The organism is Nonomuraea sp. NPDC049141 (assembly GCF_040648415.1).
Classification (GTDB): domain Bacteria; phylum Actinomycetota; class Actinomycetes; order Streptosporangiales; family Streptosporangiaceae; genus Nonomuraea.
Genome location: NZ_JBEZDR010000032.1, coordinates 69,241 through 91,638, shown reverse-complemented (window position 1 = coordinate 91,638; position 22,398 = coordinate 69,241). Strand labels below are relative to the sequence as shown.

Annotated in this window: 35 protein-coding genes; 3 read left to right on the top strand and 32 right to left on the bottom strand. The window is 59.7% G+C overall.

Translation table 11 applies throughout. The features are described 5' to 3' along the window. Nucleotides 1-44 precede the first annotated feature (44 nt). The 16 genes from AB0B91_RS57635 to AB0B91_RS57560 all read right to left on the bottom strand — a co-directional run bounded on the left by AB0B91_RS57635 (nt 45) and on the right by AB0B91_RS57560 (nt 10,509). Nucleotides 45-365, bottom strand: a complete 321-nt coding sequence (locus tag AB0B91_RS57635; protein ID WP_358340455.1) for a hypothetical protein — start codon at nt 363-365, stop codon at nt 45-47. Beyond that, a complete protein-coding gene (locus AB0B91_RS57630; protein ID WP_358340453.1) occupies nt 358-717 on the bottom strand; it encodes a hypothetical protein in 360 nt (119 codons plus the stop codon). The genes AB0B91_RS57635 and AB0B91_RS57630 overlap by 8 nt, the downstream gene beginning before the upstream one ends. Next, nucleotides 717-968, bottom strand: coding sequence for a hypothetical protein (locus AB0B91_RS57625; protein WP_358340451.1), 252 nt, complete (start codon nt 966-968; stop codon nt 717-719). Before AB0B91_RS57625 ends, AB0B91_RS57630 begins: the two co-directional genes overlap by 1 nt. Further along, nucleotides 965-1,204, bottom strand: coding sequence for a hypothetical protein (locus tag AB0B91_RS57620; RefSeq protein ID WP_358340449.1), 240 nt, complete (start codon nt 1,202-1,204; stop codon nt 965-967). The genes AB0B91_RS57625 and AB0B91_RS57620 overlap by 4 nt, the downstream gene beginning before the upstream one ends. A 22-nt stretch (nt 1,205-1,226) precedes the next feature. Continuing rightward, nucleotides 1,227-1,571: a hypothetical protein gene (locus AB0B91_RS57615; RefSeq protein WP_358340447.1), complete on the bottom strand. Its 345-nt coding sequence runs from the start codon at nt 1,569-1,571 to the stop codon at nt 1,227-1,229. Nucleotides 1,572-1,674: 103 nt separating this feature from the next. Further along, the gene (locus AB0B91_RS57610; protein ID WP_358340446.1) at nt 1,675-2,022 is read right to left on the bottom strand and encodes a hypothetical protein; all 348 of its coding nucleotides are present in this window, start codon (nt 2,020-2,022) and stop codon (nt 1,675-1,677) included. 9 nt (nt 2,023-2,031) lie between these two features. Next, a complete protein-coding gene (locus tag AB0B91_RS57605; protein WP_358340445.1) occupies nt 2,032-2,376 on the bottom strand; it encodes a hypothetical protein in 345 nt (114 codons plus the stop codon). A 73-nt stretch (nt 2,377-2,449) separates the two neighbouring features. Continuing rightward, nucleotides 2,450-3,034: a hypothetical protein gene (locus AB0B91_RS57600; RefSeq protein WP_358340443.1), complete on the bottom strand. Its 585-nt coding sequence runs from the start codon at nt 3,032-3,034 to the stop codon at nt 2,450-2,452. Then, on the bottom strand, nt 3,031-3,555 hold the full coding sequence (locus tag AB0B91_RS57595; protein ID WP_358340441.1) for a hypothetical protein: 525 nt from the start codon (nt 3,553-3,555) through the stop codon (nt 3,031-3,033). Before AB0B91_RS57595 ends, AB0B91_RS57600 begins: the two co-directional genes overlap by 4 nt. A gap of 362 nt (nt 3,556-3,917) precedes the next feature. Further along, complete coding sequence (locus AB0B91_RS57590; RefSeq protein WP_358340439.1) at nt 3,918-4,682, bottom strand: hypothetical protein; 765 nt, start codon at nt 4,680-4,682, stop codon at nt 3,918-3,920. A gap of 413 nt (nt 4,683-5,095) precedes the next feature. Next, entirely contained in the window at nt 5,096-5,482 is a 387-nt protein-coding gene (locus AB0B91_RS57585) for a hypothetical protein (protein WP_358340438.1), read from the bottom strand. Nucleotides 5,483-7,036: 1,554 nt separating this feature from the next. Next, complete coding sequence (gene tgmC, locus AB0B91_RS57580; RefSeq protein WP_358340436.1) at nt 7,037-8,164, bottom strand: ATP-grasp peptide maturase system methyltransferase; 1,128 nt, start codon at nt 8,162-8,164, stop codon at nt 7,037-7,039. Beyond that, nucleotides 8,161-9,108, bottom strand: a complete 948-nt coding sequence (tgmB, locus tag AB0B91_RS57575) for an ATP-grasp ribosomal peptide maturase (protein ID WP_358340434.1) — start codon at nt 9,106-9,108, stop codon at nt 8,161-8,163. The genes tgmC and tgmB overlap by 4 nt, the downstream gene beginning before the upstream one ends. A 31-nt stretch (nt 9,109-9,139) precedes the next feature. After that, on the bottom strand, nt 9,140-9,388 hold the full coding sequence (gene tgmA / locus AB0B91_RS57570; protein WP_358340607.1) for a putative ATP-grasp-modified RiPP: 249 nt from the start codon (nt 9,386-9,388) through the stop codon (nt 9,140-9,142). A gap of 160 nt (nt 9,389-9,548) precedes the next feature. Further along, the gene (locus AB0B91_RS57565) at nt 9,549-9,761 is read right to left on the bottom strand and encodes a DUF397 domain-containing protein (protein WP_358340432.1); all 213 of its coding nucleotides are present in this window, start codon (nt 9,759-9,761) and stop codon (nt 9,549-9,551) included. Further along, nucleotides 9,751-10,509 (bottom strand): helix-turn-helix transcriptional regulator, encoded by a 759-nt coding sequence (locus AB0B91_RS57560; protein ID WP_358340605.1) that lies wholly within the window; start codon nt 10,507-10,509, stop codon nt 9,751-9,753. Before AB0B91_RS57560 ends, AB0B91_RS57565 begins: the two co-directional genes overlap by 11 nt. A gap of 288 nt (nt 10,510-10,797) precedes the next feature. Between AB0B91_RS57560 and AB0B91_RS57555 the strand changes: the two genes are divergently transcribed. The 3 genes from AB0B91_RS57555 (at nt 10,798) to AB0B91_RS57545 (ending at nt 12,837) form a co-directional block, all read left to right on the top strand. Further along, entirely contained in the window at nt 10,798-11,247 is a 450-nt protein-coding gene (locus AB0B91_RS57555) for an ATP-binding protein (protein WP_358340430.1), read from the top strand. A 527-nt stretch (nt 11,248-11,774) separates the two neighbouring features. After that, nucleotides 11,775-12,065: a hypothetical protein gene (locus tag AB0B91_RS57550; RefSeq protein WP_358340428.1), complete on the top strand. Its 291-nt coding sequence runs from the start codon at nt 11,775-11,777 to the stop codon at nt 12,063-12,065. A gap of 244 nt (nt 12,066-12,309) precedes the next feature. Next, nucleotides 12,310-12,837: a hypothetical protein gene (locus AB0B91_RS57545; protein ID WP_358340426.1), complete on the top strand. Its 528-nt coding sequence runs from the start codon at nt 12,310-12,312 to the stop codon at nt 12,835-12,837. A 474-nt stretch (nt 12,838-13,311) separates the two neighbouring features. Here AB0B91_RS57545 and AB0B91_RS57540 read toward each other — a convergent pair whose 3' ends face one another. The 16 genes from AB0B91_RS57540 to AB0B91_RS57465 all read right to left on the bottom strand — a co-directional run bounded on the left by AB0B91_RS57540 (nt 13,312) and on the right by AB0B91_RS57465 (nt 22,383). Next, nucleotides 13,312-13,881, bottom strand: a complete 570-nt coding sequence (locus AB0B91_RS57540; RefSeq protein ID WP_358340424.1) for an RNA ligase family protein — start codon at nt 13,879-13,881, stop codon at nt 13,312-13,314. 239 nt (nt 13,882-14,120) lie between these two features. Continuing rightward, nucleotides 14,121-14,636: a hypothetical protein gene (locus AB0B91_RS57535; RefSeq protein WP_358340422.1), complete on the bottom strand. Its 516-nt coding sequence runs from the start codon at nt 14,634-14,636 to the stop codon at nt 14,121-14,123. Then, on the bottom strand, nt 14,626-15,006 hold the full coding sequence (locus AB0B91_RS57530) for a hypothetical protein (protein ID WP_358340421.1): 381 nt from the start codon (nt 15,004-15,006) through the stop codon (nt 14,626-14,628). Before AB0B91_RS57530 ends, AB0B91_RS57535 begins: the two co-directional genes overlap by 11 nt. A 3-nt stretch (nt 15,007-15,009) precedes the next feature. Then, nucleotides 15,010-15,372 carry a hypothetical protein gene (locus AB0B91_RS57525; protein WP_358340420.1) on the bottom strand — a complete coding sequence of 121 codons (363 nt, stop codon included), beginning with the start codon at nt 15,370-15,372 and terminating at the stop codon, nt 15,010-15,012. Between the two features lie 49 nt (nt 15,373-15,421). Further along, nucleotides 15,422-16,174: a hypothetical protein gene (locus AB0B91_RS57520; protein ID WP_358340418.1), complete on the bottom strand. Its 753-nt coding sequence runs from the start codon at nt 16,172-16,174 to the stop codon at nt 15,422-15,424. Between the two features lie 7 nt (nt 16,175-16,181). Continuing rightward, a complete protein-coding gene (locus tag AB0B91_RS57515; protein ID WP_358340416.1) occupies nt 16,182-17,987 on the bottom strand; it encodes a DNA polymerase in 1,806 nt (601 codons plus the stop codon). A 55-nt stretch (nt 17,988-18,042) separates the two neighbouring features. Further along, nucleotides 18,043-18,552, bottom strand: coding sequence for a hypothetical protein (locus AB0B91_RS57510; RefSeq protein WP_358340415.1), 510 nt, complete (start codon nt 18,550-18,552; stop codon nt 18,043-18,045). 12 nt (nt 18,553-18,564) lie between these two features. Continuing rightward, nucleotides 18,565-18,783 carry a hypothetical protein gene (locus AB0B91_RS57505; RefSeq protein ID WP_358340413.1) on the bottom strand — a complete coding sequence of 73 codons (219 nt, stop codon included), beginning with the start codon at nt 18,781-18,783 and terminating at the stop codon, nt 18,565-18,567. Nucleotides 18,784-18,884: 101 nt separating this feature from the next. Continuing rightward, entirely contained in the window at nt 18,885-19,079 is a 195-nt protein-coding gene (locus AB0B91_RS57500; RefSeq protein WP_358340411.1) for a hypothetical protein, read from the bottom strand. Nucleotides 19,080-19,092: 13 nt separating this feature from the next. Then, nucleotides 19,093-19,326 (bottom strand): hypothetical protein, encoded by a 234-nt coding sequence (locus AB0B91_RS57495; RefSeq protein ID WP_358340409.1) that lies wholly within the window; start codon nt 19,324-19,326, stop codon nt 19,093-19,095. A gap of 211 nt (nt 19,327-19,537) precedes the next feature. Further along, on the bottom strand, nt 19,538-19,774 hold the full coding sequence (locus AB0B91_RS57490) for a hypothetical protein (protein WP_358340407.1): 237 nt from the start codon (nt 19,772-19,774) through the stop codon (nt 19,538-19,540). A 99-nt stretch (nt 19,775-19,873) separates the two neighbouring features. After that, nucleotides 19,874-20,575 (bottom strand): hypothetical protein, encoded by a 702-nt coding sequence (locus tag AB0B91_RS57485; RefSeq protein ID WP_358340405.1) that lies wholly within the window; start codon nt 20,573-20,575, stop codon nt 19,874-19,876. Further along, nucleotides 20,565-21,326 carry a metallophosphoesterase gene (locus tag AB0B91_RS57480; protein ID WP_358340403.1) on the bottom strand — a complete coding sequence of 254 codons (762 nt, stop codon included), beginning with the start codon at nt 21,324-21,326 and terminating at the stop codon, nt 20,565-20,567. The genes AB0B91_RS57485 and AB0B91_RS57480 overlap by 11 nt, the downstream gene beginning before the upstream one ends. 23 nt (nt 21,327-21,349) lie before the next feature. After that, on the bottom strand, nt 21,350-21,652 hold the full coding sequence (locus tag AB0B91_RS57475; RefSeq protein WP_358340401.1) for a hypothetical protein: 303 nt from the start codon (nt 21,650-21,652) through the stop codon (nt 21,350-21,352). Beyond that, nucleotides 21,639-21,797, bottom strand: coding sequence for a hypothetical protein (locus tag AB0B91_RS57470; RefSeq protein ID WP_358340399.1), 159 nt, complete (start codon nt 21,795-21,797; stop codon nt 21,639-21,641). Before AB0B91_RS57470 ends, AB0B91_RS57475 begins: the two co-directional genes overlap by 14 nt. Next, nucleotides 21,781-22,383: a toprim domain-containing protein gene (locus AB0B91_RS57465; RefSeq protein WP_358340397.1), complete on the bottom strand. Its 603-nt coding sequence runs from the start codon at nt 22,381-22,383 to the stop codon at nt 21,781-21,783. Before AB0B91_RS57465 ends, AB0B91_RS57470 begins: the two co-directional genes overlap by 17 nt. Between the last annotated feature and the right edge of the window lie 15 nt (nt 22,384-22,398).

The window sequence follows — 22,398 nt, the reverse complement described above, 5'->3', positions numbered from 1 at the left end:
CAAGGCCCCAGCCGAAGCCGAGGCCAGCGCACGAACCTAACGAACTAACGAACCCCAGCCGCCTCCAGCGCAGGAGCGTCTTGCGTGATGACGTGCCCTTGAATCACAGGCTTCCGGTACGGACGATCGACCCGTACAACGTCAATGATCTCCCGGTCCTCACAACCGGAAAAGTTCTCGTCGCAGCATCCGTTTGCAATGAGATCGCTGTCCACGTCCAGCCACTCGGCGAGCACATCCGGATTGCCAAAGTTGAGAACCAGAGGAACCTCGCTGTCCTCTATCAACTCCTCCAGCAGGTCATCGACGTCGATCTCGAAATCGTAAGTGACGTTCTCAGTCACGGTCACGATGAGCTTAGGCATCTTCACTCTCCACAAGACTCTCAAAGAGAGGCACGATCTCCTTGTATGCTGCAATGTGCTGGGCGTTCTGCTTGTCAGCCTCCGCGTTGCCCCAAGAGATTGCCGTCTCGTACTGGCGCACCACACCGTGCGCCCCATTAACAAGGAATGCTTTGCTGACCTGCTCATCGAACGTGTTGCGATTGGTCAGAAGCTTGTGCGCCCAGAGGTAAGCGCGCTCGTAGATGCCCAGCTCAATCGAACGCTCTTCGGGCAGAGGTACAAAGCCTCCGAAGGTGTGCTGCCTGTGTCGCTCAACGGCTATGCGGCCGATGCGCCGCTCAAGCTCTGCCGCTATCTCATCTCGGTTCATCAGTTAGCCTCCCTAGCCTCAAACTGGAAATGCATCTGCGCTCTGTCGCACAAGGTTTCGTCTGAGATCTCGAACCTCGCTGCCAGGTGGAAGATGTCAGCCAAGAGATCCACGAAAGCGTCTTCCACGTTGCACGGGGCTTCCGTCTCCTCATCCCAGACATAGTCAGGATTGGCGGCGACGTATGTCGAGAGGGCACCGGTTACACGCCAAATACGCTCGTCAATGGTCGGAAAATCCTGCTCGCTCACGCTGTCTCCTTGCGCATGTCATTCCAGTTGTAGCCGCAATCCGGCGCAGGAACGCCCTCAAAGCTCTCCGCGCCAATAATCTTGATGTCCTCAATGCTCTGCTCCTGCGCCTCACAGTGTTCGCGCAGCGCTTTGCCCGCAGCTTCATAGATGTCCGCTGCATTCACGACCCACGTGTGCGGCTTCTCTCCGTCGAAGCGCTCGGGACCGGCGATAGTAACGGTATACGTCTTCACTTGAGTCCTTTCTCAATCGGTTCTATGCGTCCCTAGGCATCTCGCTTGTAAACCCACTGACGTCGCCCTCAAAGAAGGTGATCTTCGGAAGATAGTCACCGTGACCGTTCTTCCAAAAGTCCTCAAGAGCCTGGTCGACATGCCTAGACTCGTTCACGTCGACGCCCGGCTCATCGAAGCTCGGGAACCACTCCGCGAAGAATCCACGGCTGACAGCGCACACCTGGACGTGGTCGACAATCGAGGCACGGCAGCTCGCGAGATTGAGAGCTGTAAGAACGGTCAAATCATTATCGGGGTCAGTGAACTCCTGGCTCTCGTTCCACTGAATGACGCCGATATAGATGGTCTCGTACTCGTCATACATGACGATCTCCTCCTCTAGTTGGGCATGCGAAGGCCGCCAGGCCCAAGCCGGCCGCAGGCACACTTCTCCCTTGGCCGGCGAGACTGGCGGCGGTCATGCTCCGCTAGCGGACAGCGGTGAACCAGGGTGACGACCTGGCGCCGTCAGGCGTGTAGGGGCTGATCGTTAGGTCCGTGTCATAGGCGAAGACCTTCACGAGGTCAGGGCGCTTCTCCGAGAACATGCGAAGGAACATGTCGAGGGCTTCCGGCCAGATCTCCACGGCCATCTGTCCCCAACCGGTGTCGGGCTCCAGCTCGTAGCGGATGCCCTTGCCCTGTAGCTGGGCATAGCGCTTGTGCGTGTTGGTCCGGCCGACGAGCCAGCAGCCGTCTGGCGAGCGCTCCCGCATACCGGACAGGGCAAGCTCGAACGGGATGGCGGGAAAGATCCCGCTGTAGTTGTTCTTCACTCGCCGTCCTCACGCCCCGCTGTGGCGGATGAATGCTTCAGTTGGCGTTTTGCCTCGCACGCTGAAGGCATACAGGCTTCCCGAACCGTGCAGGTCCAAGCCGCGCCGCATGAGGGCAGCAAATCTACGGAACTCGGGCGTCGTGGTGTCGCACTCGATACGGCATGCGTTGTTGCCGAATGGGAAGCGCTCGACGACCAGGCCGCTCTCCCGCGCGCCGATTTCAACCGCCCTCATGACGCCCTGGATTGCCTGGCAGTGGTTACAAGCAAAGTCCTTCGGACCCGTGGCGAGCACGGGTTTGCCACACAATCCAGCGCCGGACGCAGACCACATGGTGTGTTTACGTGCCATGGTTACTCCACCTTTCAATATAGGATGAGGCAAGTTCGCTAAAGCCCCCCGAAGGGGGCCAGGGCCAACCGGCCTAGTCCTTAAGCGTGCGAAGGAATTCCGCAATCTTCACGGCGATGTCAGCGTCTTTGGTGTTGACTTCGATCTTCACGTCTCCGCCGTACATGACCTCAAACTCGGCGCGCAGCTTCTTTGAGTAGTCGCCGTGCCAGCCCGTGCGAACCTCAATCTGTGAACTTCGGCTGTACTTTTCCCTGTTCGGCCTGGATACCCCGAGAGCGTCAGCTAAAGCAAAAGCTATGGACTCTTGCCGTGATTCAGCAGTCTCCATCTCCTTGAGGCGCTGTTGAACATCGGCCAACGCAGTTAGGTAACTAGGCATCAACCTGCGGTTGATCTCCTTCGCGATTGTGGCGGCACCTCGCGAGTAAGAGACCTTGATCACGGGATGCTCAACCCTGTATAGCTCCCGCGCCCGCTCGGGGTATCGGGCGCTAATAGAAACCTTGCCTTCATTCTTCCAGCCGCCGAAGTTCAGGTAGAACGACTGGTCATCCTTCTGGATGATGTACGGCCCGGTGTCGAACTCGCGACGGGCCTCCCAGCCGCCCATCTCGCGAGCAATATTTTCAGCAATCTCACGAAACTCGTTCATCATTCCGCATCCTTCCCATGCTTCAGTTTGTACAGGGTGTTGTACAGGTTGCCAGCGACGTTGTTCTCCCAGCCCGTGACTGGGCCCGCCCAGTACTCGCCAGAGTGGCCACGATTGACCTTGCCGAAAGTCTGATCGGTCACATCGGCTTTCCATATCTCCCACCAACGACGCGGGAGCGCTTCAATTGCGTATTCCTCCCCCTCGAAAAGCACACGCACGGTATCGCCGCGCTCAGAGTCCTCCCAGTAAGGGATGTCCTCCCAGAAGTCGTAACGAGTGACCTCACGCGGTTCGTGATGCTTTCTGATCGGCTGGTCAGGCTCATAGTCGTAGCCAGCCGTCCAACTCCAAGACCCGTCTTCGCCCTGCTTCCATTCGCCAGCGGGGTTGAGCCAGACGGGGTCCCATGCAGCCATGCCGTTGAAGTTGTAGAGGGCATCCACCCACGCATTGACGGCGTAGGTCTTCTGCGGCCCCCTCTCTCCCCAAGTAAAAATGTATCGAGCGGTGTAATCCGGCATCACAGCTCCAATCTGGTTAGCGGCAGTCCCAACACTTCTCGTCCCAGTGCTCATACGCCTGGCACGGGATCTGTCCTCTTGGAGGCAGGCCGGCCTCAGCCTGGTCCTCCGGCCCGAACGGGTACTCTCTGACCGGCCACGGGCACGCACTGATGTGCTCGCACTTTTCGTAGGCGTGCGAATGCGGGAGCAGGTATTCACCTGCATTCGGGTGTCCGTAGCCGTCGAACTTTTCGGCAGACTCCGCCCAGGACAAGATTAGGAGGACAGTCAGGGCATTAACCATTGGTTTCTCCTCTCTAGGCCCTACAGGTTGGACCAGACACCTTCACCTGAAGGTGTCCGCATCCAAACGGCAAGATCTAGACCAGCTCGAAGAGTGGAAGCTGATTGGGATGCACGAGCTGAATGTCCTCGGCCATCCAGGCGCCGACGATCTCGTAACCCTCGGGCGTGAGGTCATATAGAAGCCAGCCGTCTAGCCCACCATCGGCGATGGCGGCGCGAGCCATGTCAGCAAGAAACTCCGGCTCATCGATACCGGGAAACGTCACGCCACGGTGACCCTCAGCCTCGGGGTAGATCTCGTGCTCGCAGAGGAGCTTCCAGAACAGTTGCTCTGTGTCGTCCATGCAGATGGCGGCACCGGTGTACTTGCCAATCTCCGATCGGAGATCCATGCGAAGGTAGCTATCCCAAGCCTCCTCGGCCCGCTCGTCGATGAGCTTGGAGTTGTCATCCGCGTCGTAATAGGTGCGCTCGCCACGGGCCAGGGCGAGCAGCTCGTCTGCCAGATCGTCATCGTCGAAGTCGGGCAAGATGGCCAGGCCGTAAGAGGAGTGACCGCCGTACAGGTCAATGAACGACTTCGGGCAGTCCCTGATCAGGGATCGGTGGTTGGACTCGGTAACGTCGTCTCCGCTGTAGTCGGAGCCTCCCCACGGGCCAGCGAGATCGAAGAGCTCGGCGTCGGCAAGATCGTCATTCCACACGTAGTAGATGTGGCCCATATACCAGCGGTCACCGCTCTCAAGCGGTTGCCTGGGACGAACGGACTCGTATTCGCTGAAGCGGCGCGGGATGGCCACCTTCGCATCTATGAGCTTCTGGAGAGACTCGCTAAGCATCTCAGTTCCTTCCATAGAACGAATTCGGGTGCTCCTCGCACGAAGGGTTATTACAGTTCCACGCGCCATGTCCGTCATATGCTCGGACCAGAGGACGCCCCCAGGCGTCAAGAAGGCGCAGCCTGGAATGAGCCAGGTAGTAATTCATCTCGGCCTCATGAGTGCGGCCGTATTCGTACGCGGGCATATCAAGCCTCCGGGTGGCAGAGAACGAATCGGTTGCCGCACTCACACGCAGGGTCCGAGCGGTCGACGGCCTTGCCGTCGTTCGTGTAGCGCTCCCAAGCCCAGTCGCGGTAGGGGCTATGAGAAACGGAAGAGAAGTAGATGCGCATGGATCGCTCCTAACGAACGAACGAGTTGGGCATAAATAAGCGCCCTGCCGGGCCATGAGACCCGGCAGGGCTTAGCGATTAGTCCGCGCTATCGGATTCCTGCTTTGCCTTTTCCTTGGCAAGCTTGCGCTTGTGCAAGGCGAGGCCAGCCCAGAGGGCAAGTAACACCACCATGAGAAGGCAGAACATGCCCCAGAAGGAGCCCGCGTCATTGACGCGAGCCGGGACGGGCGTGATCCTCGGCGAGATAGACACAGCGGAATGTTGCGGCTGTGTGATGGTCACGGAGATCGTGATCGTTGGCCCAGTCTCGTGAAGCGTGATAACCGGGCCGGGCAAGTCACGAGCCGTGCTGCTCGCCTGAACCGATGGCGGTGGTGTCGAGCTGGTCGACGGCACAGCCGTCAGGGTGATCAGCCGCTCTACCGTGGGCCCTGGAACCGGCTTGTCCACGACTTCCTTCACGGTCTCCCGAATGGTCGGGCCTGGCACAGGGCTAGGCACGACCTCCCGTTCCGTGACTGTGGGCGTAGCCGTTGGCTGCGCTGTGACGGTGGGGCCTGGAGTCGTCTCGGTGACAGTTGGCCCTGGAGTCGCGATGACCACGGTTGGCCCTGGCTCAACGATCGTGACCGTTGGGCAGGACACGTATGACCAAGAGCCGTCCGGCCCCTGTGTCATGCATACGATTGGTGATTCTGGCGGACTCATGTAGAGCCCCTTTCTCGGCACACCCCTAGCTGGGCTATTAGCTATTGGAAAAGGTGCGCCTAGTAAGTGGCGAGACTCTGACATCTCGCCACCCTTGGCGCAGAGCCGTTTGCGCCGTTCTTCCTGGCATCTATCGGCATGCGTTACCGCTCCAAGGGGTGGCCATATGGCTACATCATGCGGCGGTTTCACACTCCCGTCCTCGCAGCCCTTTACCAGGGCACCCACCGTTTCCGATGAGCCGAGAGTGGACCTACCGCTTACGCCCAAGGTGCAGTGCGACATGCGGATTCCAGGCATTTATGCAGTTATCAAGCGGCCTCCCGGTCACGATCACCCGGTTCAAACGGCCCGTGTCTCGCCTTGCATTGAGACACTTACGAGTTCGCATGGGAGCAACAGCCCAGCCTGCGAGCCCTTCAGGGGCTCCGCTAAGCGCACCTCCGGCTTTTCCGTGCGCCTAGCGCGTCCTGCTCTGAATTCCTCCCTTCACTAGCCCTGATGCCGATTCGGTGGCCCTAATGCCACTGGTTCGGATACCGGCCTTTGTGGGGCCTGCCCGCCTTACCGGCCGGGACTTGTCTTGCTCCGATCCGGTTACCCGGTTCGGCGTCCCGTGGTGGCGACAAACGGAAGTAGACACCTTTCTGGCTTGTCTCACAACTCTAACTCAAGCCATCTGGCGAATTCCTGGCTTGTCTCATAATGCTTAAGCTGCGCTTTGTTACTTAAAAAGAAAGTCAACTACTTTCCGTAGTGTCGTCTCTCAGCTCCCCTAGAGAGCGCTCTCTCAGAGCCTTTTGAGTGCTTCCCGGAAGGGTGTTTTCCCTGGTAGGGGCTTGCTCTACAGCACGTAGAGCCGGGTTTCTCGTAAAGTCCTTGCTCTACGCCTTGTAGAGCATCCCCCATTTTCAACCAAATACGCTTAATGTCCGCTTAGCGGCTCTCGCGCTCATGCGCACATGTGCGCGCGGTTCTTCCCTAACCTCGCGCGCCCGCTTCCTGCCAGCGGTTCGTTAGTTCGTTAGTTAGGCAAGCCTTGCCTATGTCCAGCTCGTGCCAGCACTACCATCTGTAGAGCAAAGGTAAGCCTTACCTAAGCCAGATTCTCCACATGTAATCCTGATTGCCCGTTTTATGCCCATAGGGGTAATGCACACCTATCTATTAGAGGACCCCACCAGGGGGTAGGGTCCTCCGATTAAGTACGGGTTTGGAATACAGAGAGTATTAGGCCGCTACGTAATGAAACCCCTGGTAGCAGGCCGCTTTCTAGCCACTACCAGGGGTATAAGTTTTGACTTCTTGCTACGCCGGCAATCTCCAGCTCGGCCCCTTAGGGTCGCCGAGCCAAACCCGCTGTTCTTCTTCGGTCACGGTGAGGCCGAATCCAGATTGATGAGGCCGGCCACTCTCCTGCCACGTTGTGATGATCTTCTCTACCTCGTCCCACAGGCGGGCAGGCCCCTGCTGATGAACGACCCAACCGCCGCTAAGCAACGGCCTCACATCGGCCTGAGAGCCCGAAGTCGGGTCATGCAGAACAAATGTGTCCTCTGCCCACCCGTGGTGGGCCTGTGGTACGGCGAGCTGGGCCACGAAGAGGGCCGTGTCGTCCTTCAGGACTTCGGGATCGAGTTTGCTGTCGCTGACTTCGCCGAGGCCCATGTGCAAGGTCGGCCGCGGCGGCGCCGCATGTGCTCGCGCTGGCATGAAGTAGACGTCATCCTTGACGAATCGGCCACTCGCTGTTCCGTCGTCGGCGACCCGGAGATGGGCGAACGCCGCGCCTCCCGTCCAACCCAGCATGGGCGCCGTGATCGTGCCATCCGCGCGAACTTGCCGTACCCACGTGGGCGGGATCGTGCGCACTGCGCAGGTGGCGATGAGCCGATCGTAAGGAGCATTCGCTTCGTAACCGATCAGCCCATCCCCTTCGATGAGCGTGGGCGAATAGCCAGCCCTGGTGATGGCTTGCTTCGCGCGAGTCGCAACCACGGGATCGTACTCGATCGAGGTGACGCCGTCCGCGCCCAGGCGGTAACACATCAGGGTCGTGGAGTAGCCCGTGCCAGTGCCTATCTCCAGGACTCTGTCGCCCTCGCTGATGCCGGCGGCCTCCAACATCATCACGACCAGGCTAGGTAGGGTAGACGATGACGTGGGCCGCGAGATCTGGACTGGCTCGGTCGCGTCCTCCGCCATCACTCCGTCGATCTGGGTAACCCATGTCTCGTCGGTGTAGGCGAGAGTGAGCCACTCTTCAGGGCTCATCTCGGAGCGATGCGCCGGAACCCACCCACGCTCAGGATCGAGGCGGTAAACGGCATCGCCCAGAAAGAGTTCGCGCGGCACCGTCTCCAGCGCCTCGCGCCAACCGGGAGACCCGATGTTCTCCGCCAGTACGTGGCGGAGCTTCGCGGCCGTAGTGTTCACGGCCACCACCCTTCTAGTATCTCGTCAGCGAAGGCGTGAGCCATCGTCTCGGCTGCGGGCAACCAAGCCCATTGCCCGTTGGGGTTGCATTCGATGAAGATCCACTGCCCAGTCTCTGCTTCGACCGCGAAGTCAAAGCAGCCGAAGACCAGGCCGAAGCTGTCCAGGTAGTCGTGTAAAGCTGCCGTGAGCGGCTCGGGAACGTCGACCGGCTCGTGAATCAGCGCGTCCCAATTACCTTCGCGCCAGTCCAGCGCGCCATCGGGTGACGTGATCCGGTAGGCGAAGATGCGTCGACCGACCACGGTTACCCTAGCGTCCGAGTCCTTGCATACCTCCGTCTGGAACATGTGCGCAGTCGCCGAGATCGAGTCATCAAGCTCGTGCTCGGCCACAGTCTGCGTCCATATCGCCGCAACGTGACCGTCTGAGGCGTGTGGAACTCCTCGAAACGACTTGTAGACGATGGGGCCGTGCTCAGCGGCGAATTTGCGCGCCTGTGCCACGTCGTTGGTTATCAGAGTACGCGGCACAGGCATCCCGAGCTGGGCAGCCATCTGGAGCTGGGCAGGCTTGAAGTCGGCTCGGTTGATCGCCGAGGGATGATTGATGTACGCGACGCCGTGCAGGTTGTAGAGGACTCCGCCGAGTCCATGCCAAGCCTCTGTGACCGCGAACTCTCGCTCCATCGCAGAGAGGTGAGCGAATCGGGCAGAAAACGGGGTGGGGCGGCGATAGTACACCGCCCCGACCCCCTCCAGTACAACCTCACGACTCAGCGTACGGAGTCGGCCTGACCACTGTTCGTCCCCTGCACCCATGCAAGCACCAAACGACAGCGCATCGCCGATATCGGCAGGGTCTACGCGCGCAACCTGCACCCGACGCTCGTTGAGTGCCTCGATCACCAGGTTGGCGGTGACGTCCTCCGCCGATGTGATCACTATGACGGTGCTCCGCGGGGACCTCACCATGCTACTTCTGATCGGTGTTGGAGTCGTCGGCTACGTTGGGAGCGTTCGCCGCGCCGTCCCCCGGCTTTGACATGGTGACTGTTGCGAAGGTGCCCATGTCTACGATCCCCCCCTGATGGTCATAGAAACGCGTGACCTGACTGCCGGGATCGAGCTGGACCGTGGTGTACGGAAGCGGGGTTGCCGGGAGACGTTCTGTCGTCCGGCTCATGCCCCATGGCCGTACGGGCTGATCTTGCGTCAAGGTCATCTGAGCCTCCACGTAGAGGGGGTTGTGCAAATTGGCATCCCCGCAGGCGAACGTCTCCATGCAGTCCCGGCGTGTATGTGTGGATCCATACGCCCCGTGTAGGGATCGCGGGAACGAGGCAGGGGGCTGCCCGATGGGCAACCCCCTGCCTGTCGTCCGACTAGAAGTCGAACTCTCCCTTGCTCATGCCGTCCCTGAAGGCTGCCCACTCCGCTTCGGTGAACACCAGGGCATGCCGGCTGCGATCCTTGCTGTCTCTCACAGCAACACGACCACCGGTGAGGGGCGCCACTTCGACGCAGTTGCCCCCAGTTCCTCCGCTGGCTGTTGCCTTCCGCCACGCGGCGGTTGCCAACTCTTGTTCAGGCGTCATAGCTTTCCATCACTCCCCGGATGATTTTTTCCGTCTCGTATGTGGGTTGTGCCAGGCCAGACAGCAGTTCCCAGCGCTCGTTCAGCTTCCGGATCATGTCGGCCTCCTGGGTAACCTCTCCGCTCTCGGCGTTCTCCAGGAACGCCGCGTGGGTGCTGTCATCCTGTGCGATCACGAACGGGGCAATCAGGCCCACCGTCGCTCCAGTCGCCAGGGGGACCACTCGCACGGTAACGCACGGGCGGGCCATCATGTCCAGTAGATATCCGAGCTGGGCCCGCATCACCTCGCGTCCGCCGATCTGCCGGAGGATGACGCCCTCATCAAGGATGAACGACAGCGCAGGAGGGTTCGGCCTGTCGATGATGGACTGTCGTTGGAGTCTCATCTTGACGGCCTTGTCTACCCCCTCCGACGTCACGCCTGGTTCTCCCTGGAAGATGGCCCTGGCGTAGTCGGCGGTCTGGAGCAGACCGGGGATCAACGCCAGTTCGTAGGTGCGGATGACCCGCGCTGAGGATTCAAACTCGTGCCACCGACGGAACCACTTTGGGCTCAGGGCCCTGAGGGCCGGAAGCAGATCCAACAGCTCCCCATCCAGCCCTAGAACCCGCTCAAGCTGCCGAGTGAAACCCTCCGTCGGTGACCTGGTGCCGCGCTCCACCGCGCCTATCAGGCTTTCACTACAAGGGATCAGAGGGGCGAGCCGGGCGTGAGTGAGGCCCTTTGCAGTCCGATACTTGAGCATTCGTCGCCCATATTCCTCCCTGGCGGCTTTGGCATGGTTATTCCCATCCTCTGCCATACCACACCCTTTCTTTGCCTCCGCACACCCGTACACACAGAGTCAAACACAGCTTGTGAGGATTTTGGAGGGGCTTTTCTAGAGACACCCATGGCAGTCAGGGCCATGCTTGACGCAACCACACAAGTACGGATGCATCGTGTACGTTCCGAGATTGCTAAACGAGCAGCAAATCAAGATCGTGCGCGCTGAAGAGGGCAACGCAATCGAGACAAATCGGTCGGTGATTCTGTGCCAGCTCAGATAGAGGACATTGTCGTATCGAGGTTCACAACACTGCGTCGAACTGCCAAAACGCCCTGGCAGGCGCGGCAAGCGATCAAGATATGGCTTGCCGCCAGTGACCCGGTACGAGACGACGTACTCCAAGTCGTCTCCGAGCTGGTGACGAACGCCTGTGTGCACGTGCCGCAAGGCCAGCAGCGCGACTGGCTCAAACTGCGGCTGGGCTTCGGAAACGGCTTCATTCGCCTGGAGGTGATTGACCCCGGTACCCCGGCGCCAGAGCCGAGATTCATCCCTGGCCAGTCTCCGCCTTTGGAGGCCGATTCGGGTCGCGGCCTCGACATCGTCAGCAGGCTCTCCATGCGGTGCGGCACGTACGTCACTCCGCTCGGACGGCGCGTTGTGTGGTGCGACCTAGAGATTCCCCACTCCCTGCACGTCGAGGAGCCAAGATGACCTCCCAACACCTCGCAGAGAAGTTCGGTCAGTGGGCGATTTATCCAGATATAGCCATCGGCGTGGGGGCAGCTCGGAAGCAGCCCACTATGACGGATAAGGAGTACCGAAGAGGAATGCTCCTAGTGCTCGTTGCTAGTGATCTCGACCAGTTGGCCGCCAAGCTAGAGCGCCAAACTGCTCTATTCCTTGATCCTCGTGACCAGCCGAGTGCCACCGCCACGGCTGGTCACGCTCCCCCTGGTCCCTCCGCCGAGCGGCGGGAAAGGGAGACAGGCCGCCATATTGTCTCCTGAAGTGGGCCTTGGGGGCGGCCTTCGTCGTTGAATCCGGTAACGACGAAGGCCGCATCAAGCCTCGCCCTGGTTGGTTGAGACCCGTCCGCCGTTCCCAACCGGGGCCTTCCCTCATCCGCGGCCTCCGTCCCTGGTGTTCGCGGATGAGGTCGCCCCCGGTTGGAAAGTGCATCCAACCGGGGGCCCTCACACCGCTACAGAGGCGGGCACCTATCCCAAGAAGGACAGACCATGACGCACGCCAGCCTCCGGCAGGAGGCGTACGCAGTAATCGCGACGCTCGTCACTGGTGCCGTTCTTGTCACTGCGGTAGTGACGACGCTTCCAGCCGTTATCAGCTACGAGGCGGAGCCTCCTGGGCTGTATAAATGGTTTCTCGCGGTTGGGATGCTCGCGCAGATCGTGCTCTTAATACTCCTAGCGCTGTGCGTTATCGACCGATATCAATGCCCGAGTTGGCTGTACTGGCTGGCGGGCATCGTCGATGTCGTTATGACCATCGCCACTCTTCTTATGGCTTGATAAGCCCACAGACGTCCGGCACGCCTGGGCCTCAGCCTGACCCTGCATGGCCCGCTGCCGGATCCCGCCCTGCCGTTCGCGCCCGGCAGGGCACGGCCGGGGCCCGCCTTCCCCCACATGTGCGGCCCCGGCCACCTTCACCTAGCCACGAAAGGAGGTCACTCCGTTCACCGCTGGGTCATCCCCTCACGCGGTTTGTCCTGTCCATGAAAGTTCCGAACACCACGAGAGGAATCGAACGAGCATGACTACAACCCTGTCGCCTGAGCAGGAACAGCTCGCCGCCCTGATTGACGCTCTGGATCTGGACCCGATCGCCTTCAAGCTCATGCACCCGCATCCGGGCGAGACGGTGATGACGCTGGCGGAGGCCGACCAGCTCATCGCCGCCTACAGATGTTTCCTGAAGCTGTGCGTCTGGTATCCCGACGCCAAGATCGTGCCGTCCAAGGACATCGACGAGGTATGGCACAACCACGTCCTCGACACGGCCAAGTACGCCGAGGACTGCGAGTTGATCGGGAGGTTCCTGCACCACTACCCCTACTTCGGGCTGGGTGGTCCCGAGGACGAAGCCGCCTGGCGGGCCGCCTACGCCGACACGCACGAGCTGTTCTACCAGCACTTCGGGATCGACTTGTCGGCCCGGCAGGGCGGTGACTGCCACGAAGGCGGTGGTTCTTGCGCGGGCGAGAGCCTGTGCACGGAAGCACCGTGCGAGCGGCAGGCGGGGCGGCGTCCACGTCCGGACAGACGTCCGACCCCGGCATGACCCCAGTGAGCGCGCCTGTCCTCTTCTTTGGGGACCCTGGGCGCTGTAGGCGGAGAGGCTAGTCGGAGTGCTAGCGGGCGGGCAGAAGGTGCCCACGGTCCGCCCCGAGCGTGCCCCCTTGGCCCTAGTAACACGAAAGGCCCCCATGGTCCCGAAGGTCCATGGGGGCCTCCTCATGCCGGCACGAGCGGATCACGAGCGCAGCCGCCGTCAGTGGCGCCGTGCGCTCGGCAATGCCGACCTTCTACTTGGCCAGTTTGAAGCCCGCCAGTAGCCCAAGTATGAAGGTGATCAGGCACGGCACGATGACAGCCTCGTCGATGGTCACTGTTCGAAGACCTTCGTCAGCGCCCAGACGAACCCAACGATGAGGGCCAGGGCGTAAGGCGGGATGAGTAGTCCAAGCAAGAGATCCATGCGCGCTCTCCGGAAGGTGGGGGCCGGACAACCTGTCCGGCCCCATTCGTTAGTTAGTTACTTGTCGAGCAGGACCTTGAAGACTCGTGCCGCGGCCTTGTGATACACGCAGATGCCCTCTGGCCGCGCCCACCCAGGCGCGGCTTTACTACCGTTGAGCGCCAGTTCCAACAGGGCGATCTCCACGGAGAGCAGCGTGAAGGGGCCGTCGTAAAGGACCGGCACGACGCCCAGGCCCGGCACGGAGCTGCCCGCCTCAAAGTGCGACCACTTAGCCGTGTTGAAGAGGCTGAACCTCTTCTCTGCCAGGCCATACGCCCTCTGGATGCCTGAGCCCCACCATTCGCCGTAGTGCCGGCCAGGGCCCAGCTCGGCGACCAGGCCGTCACGGTTGGCTCGAACCCACGCTGCGAAGCCGGCGTTGTCTTCCTTCTGCCAGCTCACGTCATCCATGCCCCGCGGACCCATAGGCAGGAGCCGCTTACGCGACTGGGCGCCGATCTGACCATCCTCGGTGATGATGACGGCTGCATTGGTGCCGTCGAGCTTCTCCGTGATGGTAACGCCCTTGACATCGAAAAGCCGGGGAGTTTTGGGCCAAGCCGCGAAAGTGATGTCAGTAGTCAAAGTCAATTAGCCTCGCATCGTATCGCTTCGCAATATCGGTGATCTCGACTTGGCGCACGAGGCGTCTCGCCTGACGCCTCGTCAGAGTCACGTACACATAGCCGTCGTCGCGGAGCTGGTCAGTATGTGGCGGTCTGATCTGAAGGTATTCACCGCCACCGAGCCACTGGGACCCGCTCCAGGACTCCGAAAGGTCTTGGATGATCCGTACGACCCCGTCAGCCTTAACCAGGAGGCGATTAGTCATGGTCGTAGCACTCCACAGTGATCCGGTCCTTGTAAACCGTCACCTCAGCGTGGTCGCCAAACTTGTCGTACAGGAATTGCTCAAAGTAGCCACGGTTCATGGCCGAAGACAGAGCACAGAACGCCTCATAGTCCTTATGCTCAGGAAGAGGGTCGCCATACGGCTCATACATGCTTCCCCAGGAAGTCGGGTTTCGCACCCATCGCATGCGATAGCCTCCCTCGATCCACTCGCTGTAGACAGCGTGGAAGCCAGCATCCTCGTTGGCTTCCTCGGGAAGGTCGTTGACCTTGATTTCGGCTTCCCCTACGGAGAACTCACACACGTCTCCGTCATTGAAATACGGCGTGTACTGGGTCCACTGGACGGCCTCGACCCGAGAAGACTCGATCAGTGGCTTCAGTAGCTCACTGAACTTGTCTTCGCCCCACTGCTCAATTCCGCTGTCCCTACGGGGGAACACCGGTTCGCCCTCGATGGGCAAGCCAAGAATCGTGCTACTCGCCACTGCTTCGCTCCTTCAGTAGGACAGAAAGGGGAACTTCCTTCAACACGCTTCCGGACATCCAAGCCTTGATAGGCATGCCCTCGATATAGTCGCTCGGCGATGGAAGCCAGCCGAGATCCTCTAGAATGTGCTGCTCGGCGATGAGCCTCGTAGGGACTTCCACGCTCTTCATGTTCTTCTGCACGCTGATCGTCTTGCCAAAGATTCGCTCGCACAGAAACACGCCTAGCGTATGGTGGTAGAGGCTGCGGTGCCTCGCGTCGCCGATGACCTGTTTCGAGCTGTCTATAAATTCATGGATGGGGAGGTAGTCATCGGTGCTACCTCCCCAACGACGAGCCGCCGATTTGGCGTGGTAGTAAGAGTTCAAGATCTAGAGATGCTTCTCAATCAGGTCGGCAATCTGCGCGAACGTATACCCCTCGTCGTTCAGGCCGGCAGCCGAATAGCCGAAGAAATCGTCATCCGGGTCCGGTAGACTGGGATTGCTATCAGCCAGCCCCGCCCACGCGCGAACAGTCTCGTCCTCCACGACGGTGAATGACGGGCCGAACCAAACAGTCCCGTCGCTCTCGTCAACCACACGCTTGATCAGACCACGCTTTTCGGCAAGGTCGCAGAGAACACCGAGGCAACAGTATCCATCCGTCTTAAGGTCGTAGAGCTTTCCCTTTGCCTGCTTGTACTCGCCACTGCGCAGCGCCGCAAGCCATTCGGTCTTGACTTCGCTATTCATTCGTCCAGCCCCTTTAAGTTAGTAGTTGAACAACACGATGCGCTTGCGCTTAGGCGACGCCAGCCATTTCGGCGAGCAGCTCGGCCTTGCGCTCACCCAGCACTTTGAGTACGCGTTCCTTGTCCCAGCCAGTGACCCTCACCCACGGATCGCCGAGGTAGGTCTTCCCGCTTGTTGCCTTGACGGTGTCATCGCCGTCGTAGAGCTGGTCATACGACCAATCCGAGTCGCCGTTGTGCTTGGTCCAGGTCGCCAAGTAGTTAGGCCGCACGTCTGCTGGTCCTTCCTGAAGAATCATCTCCAGAACGTCGTCAGCGAGGCTGTACGCCTCAGCGTCCTCCTTGTGGAGGAAAACAGCCTCAACGCTGTAATCGGAGTAGCAACCGGAGGTGGCCACATAAACCTTCTTCGGCTCCGCCTTTACTACCTCTCGCCAGGTCTCTACCTGGAAGTTGCCACCTACAGCACGGATGGAATCAATGTTGCCGTTGCTGTAGTGGATGAAGCCTTCCGGGCGATCCCCCATCCATGGCCAGCGGTCCCCTGTCTGCTCAACAGGCGTCCCATAGATGGAGGGCACCTCATCGCCCTTTGAGTCGCCATACCAAGAGTCGGCCACGGATGACCAGCGGTTGCCACAGCAGGAGCAATCGCCGCGCCCGTCGTAATATAGGCCGATCTCCTGGCCTTTGCGGTCCGCCTCACTGGCGGATTCCGCTTCGACAATCACATAGACACTGATGCCGTTCTCGTCAAAGTCGAAAACGCCGCCTGAGTTGTTCTGTCGGTACGTGTAAAACACTTGTCTCCTACTTGTAGAGGCTTCCCCACGAGCGACCGCCGATCTCCGAATCGGTCGCGATATCTACGCCGCGTAGATCCATACGCATATGCGCTGCCATCTCCGCGGCTATCTCCTGCGCCTGGCCCTTTGGCAAGGAGGCAACCACTTCGTCATGGACGGGCAGCCGCAGATACGGCGTGAGCCCTGCCTTGTCCATGGATATGAGCGACCGTCCGAGGACATCCCTCGACGACGATTGGATCATGTAGTTCAGAGCCGAATATGCACGACTCTTATCGACGGGCAGGCGACGGCCTGTCACGGTGGTGATATAGCCATCTCTACGGGCCTGTAGTTGAAGCTGACGGGAGTATTTCGCAACACCCTTGTACGTGCCGTCGAATGCCTTACCGACATTCTCGCAAACGTCCAGGGGCAATCCTGTGGCCTCGGAGAGGGCTTTCGCGCCTCCGCCATAAACTCTTTGGAAATTCGCAAGTTTGCCCGTCTTGCGGTGCTTCTCTGTGGCGTCAGGCCCGAAAGCAGCTCGGGCCGTCATCCAATGAAGGTCGGCACCTTCGGCGAACGCCTGGCGCATGACCGGATCACCGGACAGAGCCGCCAGGACCCTTAGCTCCATGGCGATGTAGTCGATGGAACCGGCGACCTCGCCCTCATCTGCAAGGAACCCAGAACGAATCATGTGCTCGTTGCTTGGGAGAGTTTGGAGTGCCGGCCTGGTGATGCTCATGCGGGCCGTACGGGCCTGGAGACTATGGATGCCGCAGTGGATACGGTCTTGGTCGTCCCGCAGCTCCAAGAAGCTGTCCACGTAAGAGACGCGCCACTTGTTCGCCCGCTTGGCCTTCATGACGGCCGCCGCCAGCTCGTGCCCGTCGTCGGCGAGCTGCTCCAGGAGCCGCTTGTCCACTCGGGGCTTGCCGGTTGGCGTGCGGCCAGTGATCTCCACTCCGCTTGCCATGAGCGCCGCGGCTACTTGCTGCGGTGCGTTGACGTTGTCTAGGCCCAGCCTGGCGGCCCGCTCTTCGTAGAATTCCTGTTCCTCCAACAGTTCGGCGCTGAGCTGTTCGAGGTAGGGCACATCGATCAAGAACCCCGTGCGTTCCATCGACGCACACACACGCGCGAGGTCGTGCTCATAAAGGATCAACTTGCGTGCCGTTGCTGGTACGCGCCTGTCGAGCTGCTGGGCGAGGATGCTCGTCAGAACTGGGTCCATCCCCGCGTACAGGTTGAACCCTGGGTGATCGATGTCCACTGAAGAGAAGAAGGCCGACTTCGTGACCTTCAGATCTTTGGCCATCTCCCGGACGCTGCCCTTGACCGCCTCCGCCACCGTGCGATCTATGTAGGCCGCAGTGAGGTCCTCCAGGCCGTGACCGGTGCCGCCCTCGTGGGCGGCTCTTGGGTCCACCAAGTGACTCAGGATGCGGGTATCCGTCGTCTTCCTGTAGGTCGTCTCTATCGGGACGCCGAGGTGCTCGTCTGCGTTGAGGAGGTCGAAGGTTGCGTTGTGACAGACCAGCTCGTCCGCCACTTCCAGGGTTCGCCTGGCATACCAGGCGTAGACGTCTCCCTGCTCGATCGGCAGAACCCATGCCTCTCGGGTCGTCCCGAACTGGGCCAACCTGATCCGGTCGCCACTGAAGGTGTTCAGACCTGTTGTCTCCAGGTCGAACCCCAACCGGGGGTTGCGCTTCACCCACGCAACGAAGGCATCTAAATCCTCGCGCTGCTCGACAACGTTGATCCGGACAGGTGCTTGGCCGATCTTGTAATCAATCTGCCGTATAGCTGCCTCCCAGGGCATGAGAAAGGGAGGCCGGCCAGTGGTCGGCCTCCCTGCTCAGCTATTCGTTAGTTCGTTAGTTGGCCCACTGGAAGAACTCGCAGCCGTCTGTAGCGCGGTAGTCGTCGATCTTGACCTGACACTTGTACGCCTTGACGGTCTTGCCAGCCTTGCTCTGGAATTCCGTGTAGCCGGCAGGCTCGCCGCAATCGCACGTCGGCGCATCACTGCTGGATCGACTCGGCGCCTTGCGTGCGGCGGGCCTGGAGCTGCTCGCTGCGGCAGGCTTGGCCGGAGGCCCATACTTCGCCGCGAACTCTTTGGCCTTCTCTGCGGTCAGCTCGAAGAGTCCTTCCTCGTCGGCCGCTTCCACCAGCTCCTTGTACTCGACCGCGGAGCTGCCACGCACCACCAGCCAGGGGGCATCGAAACCACTCCCGCCCTTGAAGGTGCCGGTGTAGCTCGCTGCCTCGTTCTCAGCGCTCAGGGTCTTGTTCTCCTTCTTCCTGGTGGTCTTCGCCTTGGGGGCAGGCTTGGCCTGTGCCTCGTCAGCGAAGGGGTCATTCTCAAAGGGGTCTACTGCCAAAGGTGCTCCAGATCAGTAAGAATTGCGGATAACCGAGGTTCGGTCACCAAACCGAACGTTGTTGTCGTCGAGGAGGTCAGAGAGCTTCATCGCGAAAGACTGTGCCGCATAAGTGCGATTCTCCCCACTGTCCGTCGGAAACCAGACCAGGAGCCCGTTCAAAAGCTTGGCTTCGTCCTCCGTCATCTCCAGCGTAATGACGCGGTTCTCGTACTTGTCCGTGACCTTCATGTCTTCTCCCTAATAAAGGCTAGAAAGGATGTGCTTGATGATTTCCGAGGTGCCGTAGCCGGCAAGGAGGCACAGCAGGACTGTAAGCGGATTGAGCCGCATTAGCTGGGATTAGACTTGACGCCGCCCCGCAGCATCTCGCGCAGCAGCTCGAACGCCTCATACTCGGCGAAGCCCACGTTGATCAGCGCGTCGTAGAAGCGCCTCAGCTCCTTCGCCGCCGTCACGTGCGGCTCGTCGACCATTCCGGAGATGAGAGCGTCGAGGAACGTATTGAAATCACTGTTCTCGTTCATTAATTTCCTATTCTCAGCCGTTGTAGATTTCGAGGGCCGCGGCATACTGCCACGTGATGAAAAAGGTCTTGTCCGACTTAACGAACCTGTCGTTCTGTCTGTCGAATCGCTCAGCGAGGATTCCGGCCACGCTCGCGGACATGACGACGTAGTAGAAGGTGTCAAAGCCCTGCCCGGACCCGTTAAAAACTGTTCCGTAGGGGAGCTGATCTGTCACGTCTACTGACACATCAAAGCTTTCGGTCATAGGGCCTCCGGGGGGTATTGCTGGGAGGTCTCCAGCCAACCCACAATGTCGTCTTCTGCTTCCGCTACCGACTGCCATGCGTCCAGGAGGCGTTGAACAAGTCGTGGCGGCAGCAGATGAGAACCGGCCTCGTCCGCCGTCGCTAGAACCACGACGGCCATGTCCTCATAGACTCGGACACGCAGCATGGGGCCAGTGGGCAAAGGCTCCATCAAATGAGTTTCTGGCCGGCGCGGAATGCCTGGACTGTGAAGCCAATCCCCACGTAGTCGCTGCCGCTCCAGGGGTCGGCGTCGCCAGAGAGGAATATCGACTGGCCATCCTCAGCCGCTTCCTCGATTCTCTTGGTCAGCCAGTCCGTGAGCTTCTCCCTGTGCGCCGCGTACTGGGCATCGAGCGCCTTCTCAGCGATCTCGCGGGCCTGCGATGCAGTCATCTCAGTAGTCATCTGCTGTGCCTTTCCTATCGAGCAATCAGAATTGTTGTCATGATGAGCAAATAGATCTGGATACCGAAGATCATAAGAATGAGGCACCCAGCCAAGGGGCTAGGCTCTCGCATACCCCGACCTCCTTACGCCATCGAACCCGCCCTCGTAGCTGGTCAGTCGGATAGCGCCCGCGTTGGTCATCGCTTGTCGCGCTCCCGGTCCCTCGTAGTCCCAGGGGATATTGCGGTAGGTACGATATGCGTTTTCATTAACGTAGAAGGTCACGAGCCTGATGGCATGGCTACAGTTCTTTGCCTCGTACCGGCTCAGTTCTTCCTTGTCGCGATATCGCTTCTCAATGGCCTTGCGGTGCGCGGGTCGCAGTTTTTTAATAGCCAACTCAAGATCGAAATGGTCTATGTGAATCCGCGTATTTTCAGACCAGAGCTCCAACTCGCGCGAGTACTCTCCTACGTCTCCGCCGTCATAGAGCGGCTGTGTCCAGCCGTTCGGCCAAGTGGAAGGGTCGTAGTACCGATGTAGGAGAGTCTTGATCTCCTCGCCGGAATAGGTGTACTCGTCATCGGTCGCCAAGAGGCGACTTGCCTGGTCTTGGCAGTACCGGTATCCCGCCCGCTTCAGCGCCTCGAAGAAGAGCTTTCCACCGATGCTCTTATAGCGCTTAGGGCTCTCGCACATGTCCACCATGATGGCCTGAGCGATGTCTTCCGGCTCCCACCGCATGTAAGCCTTGGCAACTACGCGAGCAGCCTTGAGAACCTCGCTCCAATAGGCGGACGGATCATACTCACTTTCCACCGTACGTCTTCCCGTCCACGATGAAAGAGCCATTCCTAGCCACAGGAATGGGTACTGCGGTTACATTGCTACCGTCGATGTCCACAACTGCGAATCCCTTCTCCCAATTGGCTCCTCCAGACTTGAGGTAGCCAGCCCTTTTCACATCCATCAGATGGCCAACCTCTACACCTACGCGGGTGTAGAGAACACCTTCCTTGCCGTAACTCTCAGCGGAGCGTGCGAGCCTGTGCGTGTGGCCCATGACGACCGATTTGCCAATCTTGTTGGCTGCATTCTGGGCAGTGCGGCCGGCTATCTGCGAAAGGCTGAATCCGAGATGCCCATGCGTCATCGTCCAGGAGGTCGTGAAGTCATAGAAGCCGCGGATCAGCTCAACCTTGTAGGTGTCGAAATCAAGCAGCCTGTCTAGGTCGAACTCCTGAGACTCGGCAAGCGCGGGCGCCCACTTTCTCAAGTAATCCGCTGGCCGCGAATCGTGATTTCCTTCAATGATCTTGACTGGACCCGCGTAGTCGTCGCGCAACTCGGCAAGCCACTTCTTACCGACCTCTGCATCTTTGAAGACGGATCCCTCGAATTCGGCTCTGGTGTCCTTGCTCCAGCGTGACGGCTGGGGGAAGTCCATCCAATCGCCGATCTGAACTACCTCGTCTGGCTGCGCTCGGTGGATGTAGTCGATGACGTTCCGAAGCGCCTTCTTGTCCTCGTACGGAATCTGAGTGTCACTGATTACTACGATCCGATGCAAGCGGCTCCTTTCTGTAGGTGGTATCAGTCACTTGCCGCCGCCATCAACGCCATTTCGTCCCACACGTATCCGACCCGCAAATAGATGTCGTACGAGTTCGGCAGGTCGTTGTCTTTGACGACCAGGAAGCGGCCAATGGTGGCGTACGAGCCTTTAGCGCCATCGTCGGTGCACATATTGACGAGAGCATTGAGGACAGACGCGATTGAGTCGGCGCTGGGTGCGCCGTAGCCGAATTCACTATTCGCGTACTGCCATCCCTTGATAGCGAATATCAGCGCCAGCTCGTCGGGCGTTAGGTCCCACTCCCCATTAATCTTGGTCATCGTCGTCCTCGTAGTCCTCCGGCCAAAGACAAGGACCGCCGCAGACCAGGCAATCGACCTCCTCCTCGTCGCCCCAATCGTCATCGTCGAGAGCCTGGCTATACTCGGCGAGGTCAGCCTCGCTGACGTTATAGGGCAGATCCATTGATTTTCTCCTTAATAGAACCAGATCCATGCTCACGGCGGTATGAGTTCACATCACCGCCGTCCATGGTGATGATTCGAGCTGTTTCTAGGCCACGTGCGATCGTGGCCCCAAATTCCGCTCCAGCCTTGTCGTCATCCACGAGGACGTAAACGACGTCATATTGGCGGAAGAGCAGATTCCAAACCTTCTGCCAACTATTCGCGCCAGGCACGCCGACAGCGGGTAATCCGTCTTGTTCTGCGGTTGCCGCGTCAATCTCACCTTCGGTGACGCATATTTTGGCGAAAGGAATGACGAGCGCCGACGTGTTGTAAAGCCTGGGCATATCGCCAGGTGTTGTCAGATACTTCGGCCCGTCATTATCCAGTCGGCGAAAACGGACCGACACAACCGAGGCGTCAGGGGTGAGATACGGGATGCTGATACACCCTCTGTAGGTCTCATGACCCGGCAAAGGGTCGTCGACGTACCCGAGGCTGAACCTTTCTATCGTTTCGTCTGTTAGCCCGCGCTCTTCCACGAGGTAGCGATGTGCTGGCGAGCCTTTCAGGCTCTTCGCATATCTCTTGGAGGTCTGCTCCAAGAAGCTCCTCAAGGA